This is a genomic window from Flavobacterium sp. (assembly GCF_052437795.1).
Lineage (GTDB): Bacteria > Bacteroidota > Bacteroidia > Flavobacteriales > Flavobacteriaceae > Flavobacterium.
In genome coordinates, this window is record NZ_JBQVPA010000001.1 from 1,361,905 (window position 1) to 1,379,329 (window position 17,425).

At 45.5% G+C, this 17,425-nt stretch carries 10 protein-coding genes; 2 read left to right on the forward strand and 8 right to left on the reverse strand.

Going from position 1 to position 17,425, the window contains the following annotated elements; genetic code table 11:
* Positions 1 to 31: 31 nt before the first annotated feature.
* Positions 32 to 856 carry a T9SS type A sorting domain-containing protein gene (locus ACT6R0_RS06630; protein WP_444652290.1) on the reverse strand — a complete coding sequence of 275 codons (825 nt, stop codon included), beginning with the start codon at positions 854 to 856 and terminating at the stop codon, positions 32 to 34.
* A gap of 81 nt (positions 857 to 937) precedes the next feature.
* Positions 938 to 3,031, reverse strand: a complete 2,094-nt coding sequence (locus tag ACT6R0_RS06635; protein ID WP_444652291.1) for a serine hydrolase — start codon at positions 3,029 to 3,031, stop codon at positions 938 to 940.
* 314 nt (positions 3,032 to 3,345) lie between these two features.
* On the opposite strand from ACT6R0_RS06635, the gene ACT6R0_RS06640 reads away from it, so the two are divergent.
* Together ACT6R0_RS06640 and ACT6R0_RS06645 are read left to right on the forward strand one after the other, a co-directional pair.
* Positions 3,346 to 6,330 carry a ligand-binding sensor domain-containing protein gene (locus ACT6R0_RS06640; protein WP_444652292.1) on the forward strand — a complete coding sequence of 995 codons (2,985 nt, stop codon included), beginning with the start codon at positions 3,346 to 3,348 and terminating at the stop codon, positions 6,328 to 6,330.
* A gap of 1 nt (position 6,331) precedes the next feature.
* A complete protein-coding gene (locus tag ACT6R0_RS06645) occupies positions 6,332 to 7,078 on the forward strand; it encodes a LytR/AlgR family response regulator transcription factor (protein ID WP_444652293.1) in 747 nt (248 codons plus the stop codon).
* Between the two features lie 110 nt (positions 7,079 to 7,188).
* Here the strand turns inward: ACT6R0_RS06645 and ACT6R0_RS06650 are convergent, their stop codons facing one another.
* The 6 genes from ACT6R0_RS06650 to ACT6R0_RS06675 form a co-directional block, all read right to left on the reverse strand.
* On the reverse strand, positions 7,189 to 9,177 hold the full coding sequence (locus ACT6R0_RS06650; RefSeq protein WP_444652294.1) for a heavy metal translocating P-type ATPase: 1,989 nt from the start codon (positions 9,175 to 9,177) through the stop codon (positions 7,189 to 7,191).
* A gap of 5 nt (positions 9,178 to 9,182) precedes the next feature.
* Positions 9,183 to 9,548, reverse strand: a complete 366-nt coding sequence (locus tag ACT6R0_RS06655; RefSeq protein ID WP_444652295.1) for a DUF3703 domain-containing protein — start codon at positions 9,546 to 9,548, stop codon at positions 9,183 to 9,185.
* A gap of 11 nt (positions 9,549 to 9,559) precedes the next feature.
* Positions 9,560 to 10,900, reverse strand: a complete 1,341-nt coding sequence (locus ACT6R0_RS06660; RefSeq protein WP_444652296.1) for an efflux RND transporter periplasmic adaptor subunit — start codon at positions 10,898 to 10,900, stop codon at positions 9,560 to 9,562.
* Positions 10,901 to 10,911: 11 nt separating this feature from the next.
* A complete protein-coding gene (locus ACT6R0_RS06665) occupies positions 10,912 to 15,255 on the reverse strand; it encodes a CusA/CzcA family heavy metal efflux RND transporter (RefSeq protein WP_444652297.1) in 4,344 nt (1,447 codons plus the stop codon).
* A gap of 83 nt (positions 15,256 to 15,338) precedes the next feature.
* Positions 15,339 to 15,665, reverse strand: a complete 327-nt coding sequence (locus ACT6R0_RS06670) for a DUF6660 family protein (RefSeq protein ID WP_444652298.1) — start codon at positions 15,663 to 15,665, stop codon at positions 15,339 to 15,341.
* 834 nt (positions 15,666 to 16,499) lie between these two features.
* The coding region (locus ACT6R0_RS06675) for a T9SS type B sorting domain-containing protein (RefSeq protein ID WP_444667371.1) at positions 16,500 to 17,425 on the reverse strand (926 nt) is incomplete at its 5' end.

Genomic DNA, 17,425 nt, shown 5'->3' on the forward strand with positions numbered 1-17,425 from the left:
TACTGCGATGAAATTTAAATAAACCAAAAAACTATTTCTTAATTACCTTTACAGTCCCAACAGGCGTTTTTACGAAATAAGCCCCTGAAGCCAGGCTGCTGACATCTATTCTGGTGTCGCTACTACCCATAACATCCTTAACTTTCTGTCCTGTAACAGTGTAGATAGATACAGGCGTGTTATCCGCCAGGCCGCTTATAGTTACCATGTCGCTTGCAGGGTTAGGGTACACAGATAATTTGGGAGTGAGAAACTCTTCAATTCCCGCAGTATTTGAAGCTGTTACCACAATATCATCGAGTATAAGGTAGCCGTTACCATAGGTCAGAAACGGTTCATGATACCACATAAGGGTTATGGTTTCTCCTATAAAGGGTGTCAGATCAAAAGTTACTTCATGAGAACCTTCACTCGTAATTGACTCCACAAAATTGGGATTAGCAAAATCAACAAAATCATCTTCTACGACCAGTAACTGATAGCCCATCTGTCCTTCGTCTAAAAGTAAAGCCCCAATTCTAAAAGTAAGCTGTGCACTGCTGTAGCCTGAAAGGTTTATTAATGGGGAGCCAAGAAGGTTCATTGTACTAAGCGGAGTTATATTGCCTTCTTCATCAGATGTGAATGAGGCAGAAGCGTCCACAATTCCGGTGAAGCCTAAGTCATGAAAATCCGAACTGAGGTAAGGCATCCACCCATGCCCGTTGCCGTCAAGCTCAGCAACGCCCCAGCCCGCTGTAGCGGCCTGCATTGATGCCAGGTCTGTACCAAAATCATTGCTGAGCAGTAGCGTTTGCGCCACTATAGCATGGTTAAAACAAAGTACTGATAGTAAAGCGATGTAAAAATATTTCATAAATCCATTAGTTTATCAATGCTGTAAGCAGTAATTCGGCAAAAGCCTAACCACTGCTTCAGCATTGCATCATGAAAAAAACTACTTTTTGATTATTTTCGCTGACCCCTTAGCCGTGTTCAGGAAATACATGCCTTTGGCCAGGCTGCTAATGTCGATTGCCGTGTCACCATTGGCTGCTACATCCATAAGTTTTTGCCCTGAAATATTGTATAGTGATACTATAGTACCATCTTCAAGTCCGGTAACCATTACCTTGTCGGCTGCAGGGTTAGGGTAAACTCTGATTACATCTTTGTTTAGGTCAGCAAGTCCCAGTGATGTGCCAACATACAAATCGTCAAGAAATATAGTGCCCCCACCATCATTTGTTTGTTTGAATCGTATTAGTAAGTTGCTGTTAGCATAAGCGGCCAGCGAAATAGTCTCAGTATGCCACTCCGCAGCAATTTGTGGAAAATAACCCCAAATATCAGCATCACTCATGAAAAGGCCTTGTGAAAGTATTCCTCCCGCTTTATTATAAAGCGAAGTCCAGGTTGCTCCGCAATCGCCTGAAACAAGTACTTCAAGAGTATCGTCTGCACCTGGCAATGCACTGTAAGCATAGCTGAAATTCAGTTGCTGCGAACCGTTGGCTACATGCAGCATAGGCAGGTCTATGTAGCTTACAGAACCGATGTTCGCATTTTCAAAATTATTTTTTACAAGAGAAGCAGTACCTGTTTTGGAAGAAAGATCCGTCCTGCCCCATTCGCGGGAAATCAGATGTTCCGGACTCCAGATGTTTACGTTTAAACTAGTGCCTTCAAATCCTTCGGAAAAAGTTGATGGCAGGCCATTTCCAGTACTGAACGTAAAGCTGGAGTTCCTGCTGTCATTGTACAAATTTCCCTCGGAAGCACCGTTTGGTGTTGTAGTCCATATTTTCAGGTCGTGATTTCCGGCCGCAGCTGTAAGTACAGGCAACGTGACCTGTAGTTCTGACCCACTCGCGATATTTCCGGTCCAGCTAAACGTTTGTGCCGTTCCGTTATCTACCTGGTAATTTATTGTGGCACTTGTTAAGGCAGCGCTGCCAAAATTCTTCAGCATCACCACAGGCGCAATATTCTGGCTGCATATTGTGCTTCGGGGTGACACAATCTTACTGATACCCGCATCGTTTACTTTTTTCGGGAAGTATTGCAGATACGGATTATATAAGGCTGCGTACGTTGGTCCCGGGATTTGGTCAGTATTACCTACCAGGAATGTTATTGCCCCGGACCTGCGGTTATAAATAACCTCGGAGATGAACCCTATATAGCTGCCACCGTGGAAGAATATCTCATCGTTATTCAGCGTAAAAATACCCTCCCTGATACCCAGGCCAAACCCTGACCCACTTTCAAAATCGAGAAGTTGCTGCATTGAAACATCAGATAGAAATGATTCGTGAAACAGCGCCTTGTAAAAATCTACAACATCTTGTGGCGTCGCAACAATGCTGCCTGCTCCGCGAATTAGCGAAGCTGCCGCTACTGACCCCAGACGTGGCCACCAGAAATCTACCGTATAAGATTGTGATTCCTGTACTGCATTCAGAGCAGAAGTATCTTCCGCCGAATCAAAAGTCATATCCAGCCCCAAAGGTGTAGTAATGTACTGGTGCAGATTATGTGCATAGCTGTTACCTGTTACATTCTGGATAATGTTAGCTGCAATGCTATATCCGACATTGCTGTAAGCAAAAGCGGTGCCTTTACTAAAAAGGGGCTGCTCTATCATTGTGTAGTAATTTTGGTAACCCCAAAATACTGTCGGGTCGTTATAAACATTTCCCCAAAAAGCTTCCCATCCATCGTTTACTGGGTCAAAAATCCCTGATTCATGCTTCAGTAGCTGACGGATGGATACGGTCATATCTACATTGGCGATTGGTGTTGTAATGTATTGGCTAATGGGACTATCAAGAGAAACCAATCCCTGCTCCTGTAGCTTTAACAAAATAACAGCAGTATACAACTTGCTATGGCTACCAATACCCATAGTATGGTTCACTGTTAAAGGAACTCCTGGAGATGCAACTCCCGAGGCACCCTGCCAGCTCCCATAACCGGGAATGTACATTGCGAATCCTACACCTGTAGCCTCCCCTGTATCTGTAAGAACTGTAGATGTCAGGTTATTCATAACAGTCTGTATACCGGTAGTCATCTCCGTTGGGATTTGCGCGCTTACGCTAAGACTGACACATAGAAAAAATGCACTAAGTAATTTTGTTTTCATAAAGTTTTGTATCTGATTAATTTCAGTCCAAAAATATTAGGAAAGTTTTTGTAAAAAAGTTCTGATATACCAAAGTTGGTTTTGGCTTGACCGTTGGTAAGGAATTTATAACCGTTGGGAATATAAAGTCTGGAAAAAGCCAACAATCCGCTTTTCACTCGGCAATGCGGCAGGCAGGCATTATCAACCAATGTTAAAATTGCATATTTTTACCGCCGATGATCCATTTACTTAAAAATATCATTTTCATAACATTGCTGTTAGCCTGCCTTTTTGCCAATGCGCAGGAAGGGCCTCCCCTATTGCGTAAACTTACTGCTGAGAACGGGCTGCCACAGGGCTTTATCAGTGCAATAGTGCAAGACAGTAAAGGCTTCATTTGGATTGGCACGCGCAACGGGCTGGCACGTTATGATGGCAGGGAATTCAGGAACTTTTACCATATACCATCGGTTAAGGGCGGACTCTCATCAGGAATAATTACCCAGCTTTGGCTGGATAAAAAAGATAAGCTTTGGATAACTTACGAGTCGGGCCATCTCGATATTTTTAATACGGCAACAGAAAAGATAATTCCCCTTACTGCCAAAAAAGAATTTGCAGGCCTTGAAGGGCTCTTTAAACGGGGAAGGTCATTTATTGATACTTCAGGAGATTACTGGCTCCTCGCCAATACCGGAGAAGTATATATAATAAACGAGGCATTTACTACACTGCAGCACATAAGGCAAAAAGACCCCGTACTGGGAATTGCATCAGTGGGAAAATCAATTATCCTGACCACAGATTATGAGCTGATCTTCCTGGACAAAAACCACGCAGTGACACAACGGGTAACCATTCCGTTTAAACCTACAAAACTGCCGCCGTCTACTGTAGGCCTACGGGATAATTCGGTAATAGCAAGACCCAACGGCCAACTGACTATCGTTTATGATGATAAGATAATAAATTATCGGCCTTCGGACAAAACATTTAAGTCTATTCCGCTTCCTTCCACACTAAACAAGCAGTATCTGGCCGTATCGCAAAAAGTGATCGGCAATGATGGCAGTATCTATTTTAGCAAGAACTGGGTGGGCATGCTGTCATTAGACCCACAAAACAACCTCAAGGTTGTAAGTACAAAGATGAATGGGTCTCCGCAATTAATAGACCGTTCTGGCATTCTTTGGGTCGGTACCGGTGGCCTGGGCATTGAGCAATATGACCTGAGGATCAACCATTTGGCCAGGAAGTCAATAAATAAATTATTCCATACCAATATCCTTAAAAAAGCCGGGCTGGATGACAGGCGTGCCAATAAATTACTCGATACCATTTCGGGGTACTACTGGCGTTGGCTCCAGGCAAAAGACGGGACGCTCTGGGTGGCACAATCACAACCGGATTCCCATATTGGGAGTGTTTTCTCCATGGACAGGGATAAAAAAGTAAACTATCCGCAATGGAAATACGAGGGCGGCTTGCCTAAGAAATTGCCTACCTGCGCGATGGCCGAAGATCCGTCGGGCAGGGTTTGGGGCATAGGGCTCGATATGCGGCTGTATACGCTGGATCCGGCTACCAATACGATCACTTTCAGGCACAAGGTCCCATTTGATATTGGCGATCCGTTTCAAAACGAAATTAACGGGCTTGTTGCCGGCAATTCTGATTTTTGGATAAGCAGCACACTGGGCCTGTTTCATTACGACATCGGCAATGGCAAAACAACACGCTATTTCCCGGATGTCCGGGTAATTTCAATACTTAGGGACTCCAAAAAAAAAGACATTTTATGGATCGGGACTATGTATGCCGGGCTCATAAAATTTAATACAAAAACCAGACAGCACTTTGGATACACGACTGCCAATGGCCTTCCCCACAATACAGTTGCCAACCTGCTTTCGGATAGCAGCGGAAACCTTTGGGGCATAACAGGCAAAGGCCTCCTGTCTTTCGCGTTTGACGGGAGCAGGATACATTTGCATAATGTTATTGGCGAAAACGGACAGGAATTCAACCGCTACCACTATTTCAAATTTCCCGATGGCAGGCTTGCCTTTGGAGGTGCGTATGGGTATGTTGTTTTTGACCCGAAGTCAATGCTGACTGACAACTACAAGCCTGAAACGCTCATCACTTCAATATTCATAAACAATAGGGAGCTGCCGGCTGTCAACCAATTTTCGGGCAATGGAATTAATGGTATCCAACTGATGGAACTCCCCTACGATAAAAATTCGCTGGCATTTGAATTTGCCGCAGCCGAATACAACCTCCCCGAAAAAATACAGTACCGCTACCAGATGAAGGGGCTTGATGATGGCTGGGTATTTTCGGGGAACGATAATACCGCAACCTACTCTTACATTCCGCCCGGGGACTATGAGCTGCATATCAATGCTTCCAATACCATGGGCGAATGGAGTGATAAGGTAAAAATAGTAAAAATCCACATTTCGCCTCCTTTTTGGCTGACGTGGTGGTTTATGTCGGCCATTATCCTTATCGTAGCACTATTAGTTTATCTGGGCGTAAGGCGGAAAATTACACAAACCAGAAAAAAAGACATGCTCCAGATGGCCTACGAGCGTGAGGCGATGCAGCTGGAAGCGAAGGCCATGCGGGCGCAAATGAACCCACACTTTATCTTCAACTGCCTCAACTCCATAAAATCGCTGATGCACGATTTCCGGAACAAAGAAGCAATATTGTACCTCTCCACTTTTGCACAGCTATTACGCAACCAGCTCAACAGTAACCTGCTTGAGGTGAGCCTTGCCGATGAGCTGCATACCTGCCGCCTGTACCTAAAACTCGAGGCCCTGAGATTTGGTAAAAAGCTGCAATATGAATTTGATATTGACCCGGATGTTGATCCGAATGCTATTAAGATACCAGCTTTGCTTTTACAGCCATTTATAGAAAATGCCATTATTCACGGGCTGTTGCCGCTGCCGCAAGGCGGGAAGATCACGGTTTCTGTAATTTTGGAAGATGAGCTTATTTATTGTAAAATTGACGATAATGGCGCGGGCCGAAATTCACAGCCTAAAGAACCGGGGCACGAATCGAAGGGCGTAAAACTTGTGGAAGGCAGGCTTGACCTGTACAATGCCATGCACAACGGCAGCGCAAGTATAGAAATAATTGACAAAAAAGATAGTGACGGGCAGCCATCAGGCACGTTAGTCATAATTACATTAAACGTATAGAATGAGAGCCATTATCATAGACGATGAGCCGCACTGCATCAACGCGCTGCAGAGTGACATCCAGTTGTTTTGCCCCGAAGTAACCGTGATAGCAACCTGCCAGTCAGGGCAGGAAGGCATTGAAGCTATCAGGGAACACAAGCCAAATATAGTTTTTTTGGACATCTCCATGCCCCTGATGAGCGGTTTCCAGATGCTGGAGCAGCTTGGCGACGCGGTAAATTTTACAGTGGTATTTACAACGGCTTACGACCAGTTTGTATTGAAGGCGCTGCGTGTTAGCGCATTCGACTACCTGCTAAAGCCTGTAGACACTGAACAGCTTATGGATACCATCAACCGGCTCAAGCGCGAAAATGCTTCGGCAGGCATGGCCGAACGTGTCCAAAACCACAGCCTGAATAAAGGCCTGCAACCCGGTAAGCAGCGCATCGCCCTGCGAAATAAGGATGGCTATGATTTTATACGTGTAGATAATATTCTTTACTGCAATGCCGAGCGTGCCTATACCGAAGTGGTACTTTTAGATAGGCGGAAACTTATAGTATCGCGCTCCCTTGGCGAAATAGAACCCCATCTGCCGGAAAGCATTTTTGAGCGGATACACCATTCTACCATAATCAATATATCCGAAGTAGCGCAGTTTTCAAGGAACGAGGGCCTTTTTGTCATCATGGAAAATGGCGATAAACTGGCGGTGGCAAGGTCAAAGAAAGATAGCTTGCTTACACGTTTGGGAATTGGATAATGCTTGCTTTAGTGCTAAATTTAAAGAACGATATAATTCTCTGTAGATATATAAATATCTGACATCAATCAGATAATTATGGAAAGAATTGTCGCGCAGTAAGCATGCTGTCAAATGCTATTATTTTTGTATGCCAACAGTCGGAGCGCATTGAATACAACCAGCAGAGTAGAACCTTCGTGAGCAATTACAGCAGGCCCGATGGTTGCAACACCTGCAATTGTAAGAGGGACTAATGCTGCTACAACACCAAGGCTTATCCAAAGGTTCTGCTTTATTATAGCACGCGATTTACGGCTAAGCCCTATGGCAAATGGAAGCCCCTCAAGCTTGTCTCCCATCAGCGCTATGTCAGCCGTCTCCAGGGCTACATCGCTTCCCGCGGCACCCATGGCGATGCCTACGGTGCTTTTAGCCATAGCAGGAGCATCATTGACTCCGTCGCCTACCATCGCTACCTTACCATGCTCTTTATTCAGTTTTTCTACAGCTGCAACTTTGTCTTCAGGCATTAGATTACCCATGACTTGCGTAACCCCAATTTCTTTGGACACAGCTTCCCCTACCTGCTGGTTATCACCTGTCAGCATTATCATTTTCTTAATGCCTAGTTCACTTAACTGCTTAAGTACTGCAGCAGCTTCATCCCGCGCAATATCCATAAGTGACAATATCCCGATATACTTCCCATCGAACCGGACTATCATGGTAGTATTGCCCTCTTTTTCAAGGACTGTAACCTTTTCTTCCAAATCGTGTTCCAAGTCCCCGTTATCTTTAAATAGTGCCTTGTTGCCGATCAACACTTCCTTGCCTTCAAACTCGGCACTGACACCTTTACCAACGATGCCTTTAACATTGGAGGCATCACCAACAGCCAAGTCGGGAAATTTATCTTTTACGCCCTTTACGATAGCTTGTGCGAGCGGGTGATCACTTTGTTTCTCAACAGCAACTGTAATTTGCAGGAATCGTTGTTCGTCAATATTGCCGAATGGTATTATGTTCGTTAGCTTGGGCTTGCCTTCGGTTAGTGTACCCGTCTTATCAAAGGCTACCGCTTCAAGGCTTCCCAGGTCTTCAAGAGGCTTCCCACCCTTTATAAGCACACCGCCCTTAGCCGCCCTCGCAACGCCGCTAAGAACGGCACTGGGTGTGCTGATTGCCAGAGCGCAGGGACTGGCCGCCACCAGTACAGCCATGGCTCTGTAAAAGCTCTTGCTGAACGGCTCGTCAATTATTAAAAATGCGAAACAAAGTAGTGAGACCAAAACCAGGACCGCCGGTACAAATATCTTTTCAAAACGGTCCGTGAAGAGTTGTGTGGGCGACTTCTGCTGTTCCACTTCGTTAACCATCTTGATCAGCCTGGCTATTGTTGAATCCTGCGCCTTACGTATAACTTTCACTTCGAGTGCAGAGGCGCCATTTATGGTGCCTGCGAAAACCCTGTTTTCTGCTTTGATATTTTTATCCTCGCTATAGTCTTTTTCGGTGTCCGAAACTGGCCTTTTATCGACAGGGACACTCTCTCCTGTTATGGGTGCCTGGTTTACGCTGCCCTCTCCCTTTACAACCACGCCATCGGCGGGCATCTTGCTGTTTGGCTTGATTACGATGACATCTCCAAGTTCAAGTTTTTCGATAGGCACCTCCTGCTCCTTGCCATCTCTTCGGACTAACGCAACAGGTGGCGCAAGGCTTGCAAGTGCTTCTATGGATTTTCGCGCGCGTCCCATTGCATAGTGCTCCAGGGCATGACCGAGGCTGAAAAGGAAAAGCAGCAGTGCGCCTTCTGCCCATTCACCAAGTATACCGGCGCCTATGGCGGCAACCAGCATCAGGAAATCAATCTCAAAACCGCCCTTTGCAATAGTCTGTATCGCCTCTTGCGCGGTAAAGAATCCGCCGAAGAAATAGGCAGCTATATAAAGGGACAGTGGGATCCAGCCCGGAACATCAGCAAATGATAGTGCAAAGCCGATCCCTAGCAGGAAGCCGCACAGCAATGAGAAATACAATTCCGTATTCTTCCCAAACAAGCCACCCTCTTCATGGGCGTGCCCGTGGTTTTCTCCCCTAGATTTATGCTTTTCCATATTGATCAGTTTGAGTTATTTTTAATTATTTCCTGAAGGTCTTCGGGTATCGGCATTGGTTTTAACGCCGGCACATCCGCGCCTCCCGTATTGCCGACAGGTATCCTGCCCACAAAAGATTTGACGCCTCCTATGGCGAGCCTGGGCAGCTGCCCCAGGATTTCCTTTGCACTCTTAATCGTAAAGCCGAACTTTAGCATCTGCCAGTGTACGGATGTATGCTGTAATGGATAATGCTGGCCTATGATATGCGCCCGTTCCAGATGTCTCCAGCTTTGCATCATATCGGTATCTGACATTTCTTTTGACCTTACCAATTCCGCCTTAAAGTACGGCTTAAGATTTTTTGGCATTGCAGTATAAAACTTCATTCTAACAGTTTTTAATGTTGATGCCCGCCGCCGCCTTCGCTTTTTACAAGGTGGCTCTGGATATAATAGGCGCCTTTCAGCACGATTTTCGCGTCCTTTCCGATTTCCTGCAGAAGGGTTACCTGTACATAACCCAGTTGGGAAGTCCCGGTTTTGACTTCGATGCGCTGGAAATGATATGTTGTCCCTTCTTCCTCGTGCTCATGCCCATCGTCATGGTTATGCCCTTCTGTAGCGTCATGGTCGTGGTCATGGTCGTGCCCGTCGTCATGCTTATGCCCCTGCTGCTCATCATGTGGAGCCTCTTCATGGCCCTCCTCTAATACGAAGATATATTCCCTTCCGTCAGCTCTTATTACCGCATCTGCCGGAAGCGCCTGCACTTGGCGGGTACCCACATCAATTAATGCATTCACATACATCCCAGGTATGAGTGATTTTGTTGGGTTCAGTATTTCTGCATGTACGGCGACGGACTTGGTATCATTTTCAAAAGACTTGCTTACGTTAAACACTTTGCCTATTATCTCGGTATTATCCTGGTTGGTAAGCACAAAACGAATATTTTGCCCTTCCTTTACCTTTTGCAGGTCCTTTTCATAAACCAGCAGGTCTACATGGAGCTTGGAATTGTCCACGATGGTAAACAGCGGTTTGCCCACCTCTGCATTGCTGGCAAGCCTTACGTTGACCTCAGTAACATAACCGGTGAGTGGCGACGTCAGTGCCATTACGGATGTTGCGGATTTTTTGCTCAGGTTGAGTACTGAAAGCTGCCTGTCCAGGGAAGCAAGCCTCGATTTTTCAATATCATAATCGGATTTCGTACGCTGGAATACTTTTTTGGAATTTACATTTTCATCACTGAGTATCTTCTGCCTTTCGTATTCAAGCTTAAGGAATTCGAGATTGCTTTTGGATGTCAGGTAAGCCTCCTGCAACTGGGCGAATTCAGGGCTTTCAAGGGTAGCCAATACATGCCCTTTTTTTACATACTGTCCTTCAATGACGTTGATGGACTTCACTATACCGGTCATATGTACTGAAACATCGGCTTGGTTCTGCGGGGGCAGCTTGGTGTAGCCGTTGGCATTCACGACCTCGCTGAGGTTCTTCATCGAAAAAGTTCCCAGTTCTATTGAAGATGCTTTAAATTGGGCTTCGTTAAGTTCTACCTCCTTAACCGCTGAATTATCGCCTGCCTCAGCTTCCGGCTTTTTCTCCTCCTGCTCATGTTCATGGTTGTGGGCATCATCTTTTATTGTATTGCGCAACAGGAAGTAGTCAAACGCAAAGACTGCAGCAAGTCCAAGGATAATATATAGTATATGTTTAAGCTTTATATTTTTCATTGTCATTAGATTTATTGGTTCAACAGGAATTGCAGGTTAATTACAGCCTGGTTATGGTTATTTACAGCATTGATATAATTCGTCCTTATGTCAAGGGCTGTCTCAAGGCCCTGCATGTATTCCACATAGGATATGTCGCCGTTCATATACGCCTTAGTGGAATTATTGACGATGATCTTGGCATTTGGCAGCGCTGTTGTAGTGTAGTAACTCACCAGGGACTCGAAAGTATTAAGCTGCTCTAACTGTTGCTGGAATTGCCCCTGCAATTGCGCCTGAAGGTAGTCCGAACTCATTTGCTGCGCTTCCACATTGGTTTTGGCGGCTTTTATCCGTGAAGAACCGCTTCCCGCGAAAATCGGGATCCCGATCCCCACGGAGAATCCCTGAAACTGCAACGAGCTGTCGTAACTTACAGGAGAGCCATTTACATCCTGCACGCCGCGCATGGACTGTATGAAATAGCCGGCAGTAAAGTCCGGCATCAGGGCGGACCGTTCCACTTTTATTCCTGCTTTTGCAACCTCAAGTTCCTGTTGGGCAAGCTTTACATTGGCATTATGCTTTACCATTGCCGAGTCTCGTACAGCCATGGCAGGGAGCGCAATAAAAGCGGTATCGCTAACTGTAAAGTCATCAGTAAGGTTCAGCAAGACCCGCATTTTTGAGCGCTCCACTTTTATCATGGCTTCATTCTGCTTGATCTGCTGCAGGAGCTCCTGCTGCTTGGCAATTGCGGTCGTATTCTCGAGCGAGCCGGTTTCCCCTGTCTTAAACTTCAGGTCAGCGGCACGGACAAATTTCTGCATATAGCCATTCTGTTCCTGAAGTATCTTATTAAGCTCATTATAAAATAGCATGGCATTCCATGACTGCCGCACCCTGTAGGATAGTTCCTGCTTGGTAACTTCTAAACGAAGTTCGGATGCAGTAGCTGTTGCATTCAGTAATTTTCTGCGCGCCCCGAACTGGAACGGATTAAAAGTCTGTGAGATGCTGAAGTATTTATCTTGTGCGGCAGTATTTACCTGGCCGAATGTTCCAGTAACTTCTGTTTTCGGCAAATCAAATACCGTCCCTTTAAGCTGGGATTGCATACGGCTCTCAAGCACTGATGCCTGTACGCCCCTGTTATTCTGCACTGCCGTGGATATAGCGGAGTTCACGTCCAGTGATTTTGTGCTTTGCGCGTTACCGCTGCATAGTGACAGCAGAAGGGCTATGACAGCAAAGCCTTTTACCTTTGGCTTTTGGCCAAAACCCCTTTCAAAATAATAATACAATATCGGCAGCACAATCAGCGTCAGCAATGTCGCGGTAATAAGTCCGCCAATCACAACGGTAGCCAATGGCTTTTGCACTTCAGCACCAGCCCCGGAGCTCAGGGCCATTGGAAGGAAACCAAGTGACGCAACTGCTGCGGTCAGAATCACAGGCCTCAGCCTGGCTTTAGTGCCCTCGTGAATCCTTTTGTATATATCATTCATACCTTCAGATTTTAACTGGTTAAAATAGGCGATCAATACGATACCGTTAAGCACGGCCACCCCAAACAATGCTATGAAGCCCACGCCTGCTGAAATGCTGAACGGCATATCGCGCAGCCATAGCGCAAAAATTCCTCCGATAGCCGATAGCGGGATTGCGGTAAAGATGAGCAGGGACTGCTTTATGGATTTAAAGGTGAAGTAGAGCAGTACGAATATCAGGGCCAAGGCTACAGGCACAGCAATCATTAGACGTTTGTTTGCCTGCACAAGATTCTCAAACTGGCCTCCGTAAGTAATGTAATAGCCCGACGGAAGCTTAAGGCTGGCGCCGAGCTTTTCCTGTATCTTCTTGACAACCGATTCGACATCTGCCCCCCTGACATTGAAACCAACAACGATTCTTCTCCTGCCGTCTTCCCTGCTTATCTGCATCGGGCCATCTTCATATTTTATATCGGCCACCTGGTCTAACGGAATTTGGCTTCCGGATGGAAGTGTAACATACAGCGATTTCAGGTTACTGATGTCGCTTCGGCTGTCCTCTTCAAGGCGCACTACCATATCAAAACGCTTTTCTCCTTCATACACAACACCTGCTGCTTCACCGGCAAAACCCATGCGAATGACCCTGTTCAGGTCGCCCACATTCAGGCCGTACAGTGCCAGCTTGTCTTTGTTATAGCGGATGGTTATCTGCGGAAGCCCTGTAACCCGCTCAGCCTTGGCATCGGCGACTCCGGAGATACCCTTTATCATCTGTGTAACTTCCTCACCCTTACTAACAAGCATATCAATGTCTTCACCGAAAATTTTAATGGCAACATCACTGCGGACACCCGTCATAAGTTCATTCATGCGCATCTGTACAGGCTGTGAGAATTCAGTTGTAGCGCCGGGAATCTCTTCCAACACTTCCTCCATCTTTTCCATTAGCTCCTCTTTTGTTTCGGCAGAGGTCCACTCATCCTTATCTTTTAATATAATGATCATATCACCTGCTTCAATAGGCATGGGGTCAGTCGGTATTTCCGCACTTCCTATTTTGGTAACGATCATGGTGATTTCAGGGAATTTATCCCTTAATAATTTTTCTGCTTTGGTGGTAGCTTCAATTTCCTGCGAAAGCGAGCTGCCTGAAGCTATTATGAGGTGTGTGGCGACATCGCCCTCGTCCAGTGTCGGTATAAATTCGCCCCCAAGCGAGTTGAATACCAACAACGCCATTGCGAACAACGCCAATGACGCGCCGATGATAATGCCTTTCGCCTTAAGTGCCTTGTCAAGCAATGGACGGTAAGTATTGTATATCGAAGAAATAATCTTATCACTGAAATTCAGTGTATGCCCTGTCTCTTTCTTGAGCACCCAGGCGCTCATCATTGGTACGTAGGTAAGGGAAAGGATAAAAGCGCCAAGAATTGCAAAGGATACCGTTTGCGCCATAGGCCCGAACATCTTTCCTTCTACACCTACCAATGCCAGGATAGGCAGGTACACAATAAGTATGATTATTTCGCCAAAGGCAACACTACTCCTGATTTTGGATGCGGCACCATAAACTTCTTCATTCATTTCTGCAGCGGAGAGCTTTCGCTTCTTGCTGACCTCAAGCCTGTGGATTATCGCCTCAACGATGATGACAGCGCCATCGACGATAATCCCGAAGTCAATAGCGCCAAGGCTCATTAGATTACCACTCACACCAAAGAGCTTCATCATTGAAATGGCAAACAAAAGGGCGAGCGGAATCACCGAAGCCACTACCAAACCGGCGCGCCAGTTGCCTAAAAGAAGCACTAGTATAAAGACCACGATAAGCGCACCCTCAATAAGGTTTCTCTGTACGGTGCCTATGGCATTATCTACCATTTTTGTCCGGTCAATGAACGGCTCAATAGCAACACCCTCAGGAAGGGACTTCTTGATCTGCTCCATCTTTTCCTTAACCCGCTCTACAACCTGCCCGCTGTTTTCGCCTTTAAGCATCATGACAAATCCGCTTACCTCTTCGCCTTTGCCATCCTTGGTTACAGCCCCGTAGCGGATACTGCTTCCAATCTGGACTTTAGCTACATCCCTGACCAATATAGGGATGCCGTTGACATTTTTTATTACAATCTTATTGATATCATCAATACTGCTTACCATACCGATACCCCTTATAAAATAAGCGTAAGGTTTCTTGTCGATGTATGCCCCTCCGGTATTTTCATTATTGGCTTCAAGAGCCTCGAAAATTTCAGAGACGGTAGTATTCATGCTCCTCAGGCGGTCAGGCTGTACCGCAATCTCATATTGCTTTAGCATGCCCCCAAGGGTATTTACCTCTGCAACACCTTTGGTTCCGGTAAGCTGCGGCTTTATGATCCAGTCTTGTATCGTACGGAGCTCTGTAGCGTCAAACGTATCTTCATACCCTTTTTCAGGGAAAACCACGTATTGGTAAATTTCGCCAAGCCCGGTACTTATCGGGGACATTTCAGGAGTGCCGAGACTTTTGGGAATGACATCTTCAGCTTCCTTGATGCGTTCGGATATTTGTGCCCGTGCCCAATAAACATCGACATCGTCCTCAAAAACAACGGTTACTACGCTCAGTCCGAATCGGCTTATGGAGCGAAGCTCTACTACTTTTGGTATTGATTTTACAGATTGTTCAATCGGATATGATATGAGTTGCTCAACCTCCTGGGTTGCAAGGGTAGGCGAGCTGGTAATGATTTGTACCTGGTTGTTTGTGATGTCCGGCAGGGCATCAATTGGCAGGTTGTACAGCGAATAGGTCCCCACTACAACGAGTGCCAAGGTAAAGAGCCCAACAATAAATTTATTGTTGATGCTAAAATGAATGATCTTATCTAACATTGATGATGCATTAGTGTAATGATTTAAATACTACTCGCCACAAGATTGCATGCGGCATGTACCGGCTCATCGCCGGTAAATCATTATACTAACTGGGGTGGCTGCCAGATGGAGCCATGGAAATCGGATGTAACCGACTGGTAGAAATTGGATGTCTCCGTGTGAATCTCAATAGCAGGATCAAGCAAATTATAATCCGATGGAGAATGTAACACTATCGCAGCAACGCAACCACCGCAAACGCAAAACGGCGTACAGGTTTCCATGCTATGATCATGGTCATGCTGGTCTTGTGAGGCTGTTTTATGAAATGAGGCTTCTTGTGCGTGTGACTCACTGCATGGCAATACCATAAGACCTAGTAGGTATACTGAAAAGAGTAGAATTAGTATGTGCCGCATTTTGCCCATTCAGTAAAAGTATAAATTTAATTTACACGTTTGAAATTTAATTGACAAAGTATTTAAAATGGTGTCACATGAGATGGAATTACAGCTGGGAAGGCAGTAGAACTAATGTTATCACTTATCTTAAAATTAGATAATTGTATGAATTATAAAATAAATTGCTATGAACTTGTGCCAGTTTAGAAGCATAAAAATGTAACAATCCTCAACTGGACAAAATAAACCATTAACTTTGTGAACGTATAAAATTTATCTTAATAAATCCCGTTAAAGTAGGCCAATTTCTTTAAATCCTGCATAAAATGGTTTGGAATTTGTACACTTGGGGTCACTCTTAAAAAAGTGTTAAATCGAAAGATTTAGCACTTTTTTAATGCTTTAAAATGTGAAATTTTGCGTTAAATATTTGACATATTTTTATGTGTAAAAACCATTATATTTTATTGGACTATTCATGAATTCAGCCATATATGGGTTACTAATTTCGGATTTGAAAAGACCCAAAAGCACTGCAAAACATCGCTAACAAAATCAGCTAAATTTTACAATAAAGAGATTATTCATTCTTGAGTATGCCCGGATTTCAGACTAACATTATGGGTTAATCAATATAGGTCGGGTCCTTCGTGGGGCATATAGCGTAGAGCAGAGCCGAAATGCAAGGACCTGCATTAGCCTATAAACTGTAAATTGCCAGTTGTGTAACAGGATATATGATAAGGTGGGGCTACTTGTACAGAGGCATTCCGCATCCCCCGATTGATGCGCGGCAATACCGGCCGCCAATACATAAAACTACTATTAAAACTATCTGGCGGCCTGCATATTACTTCCTTTTTATCTTTTCAGCGAGAAATGCGCCTTGAATTCACGCTTTTGATCGCCTATTGTGAACTCGACGGTGAACCAGTAATCTGTTGCAGGAGCAGGGGTTCCGTTGTAGGTCCCATCCCATCCGGCACCTGCCGCGCTTATCTGCTTCATCAGCTTTCCGTATCGGTCAAAAATGAAGATCTTCGCATCCCTGTTCTCATCGGTATTTAAACCGAAGATGTTCCAGTAGTCGTTGTATCCGTCCCCGTTCGGTGTAAAGAAATTAGGGAAGTCAATAACACTTACATTCTCAAGCCCAAGGATCAGCTCAAGGTCGTCACACGGATCGGCGGTCGCTACATCCCATACGTATATGGTATGAGGGCTATAGGCCGACACATTCTCAAATACATTTGAGTTTTGCCAGGGGCCGTCATCCAGCTTGTACTGGTATTCACCATACCCCTGTACAAGTACTGTGATCACCTGGTCGCCTCCAAATGGGTTACCCACTACATAGCCGTAATTGATCGGGCTTGCAGGGCCACTCCTTTCGATAACGACCGGAGCTATCGGGTCTGATACACATCCTGTAGCGCTGGTCGCCACAACGTTATAGCTTCCCGGCTCAAGCACTGTAAGTGTCGGGCCTGTTTCTCCTGCTATTACGATACCGTCTTTGGTCCACACAAAGGTATGGGTAGCATCAAGATGGGTATCAATAACGGCGGCGCGTACATTCTCACCGGTCTCAAAATCAATACAAACCGTTGTATGGTCGGTGTCAAGCACCGGCTCCGGTATACGCTCTACGAACAGTTCCATGGTACTCACCTGGTAGCATCCGCTTACGGTCGACTCGTTGGTCACCCTTACCCATATCATCACGAAGTCCGGCGAAGTAGTGTTCCGGAACGCCGGTGCGTTCGAAATAGCATTATTCCCGTCTT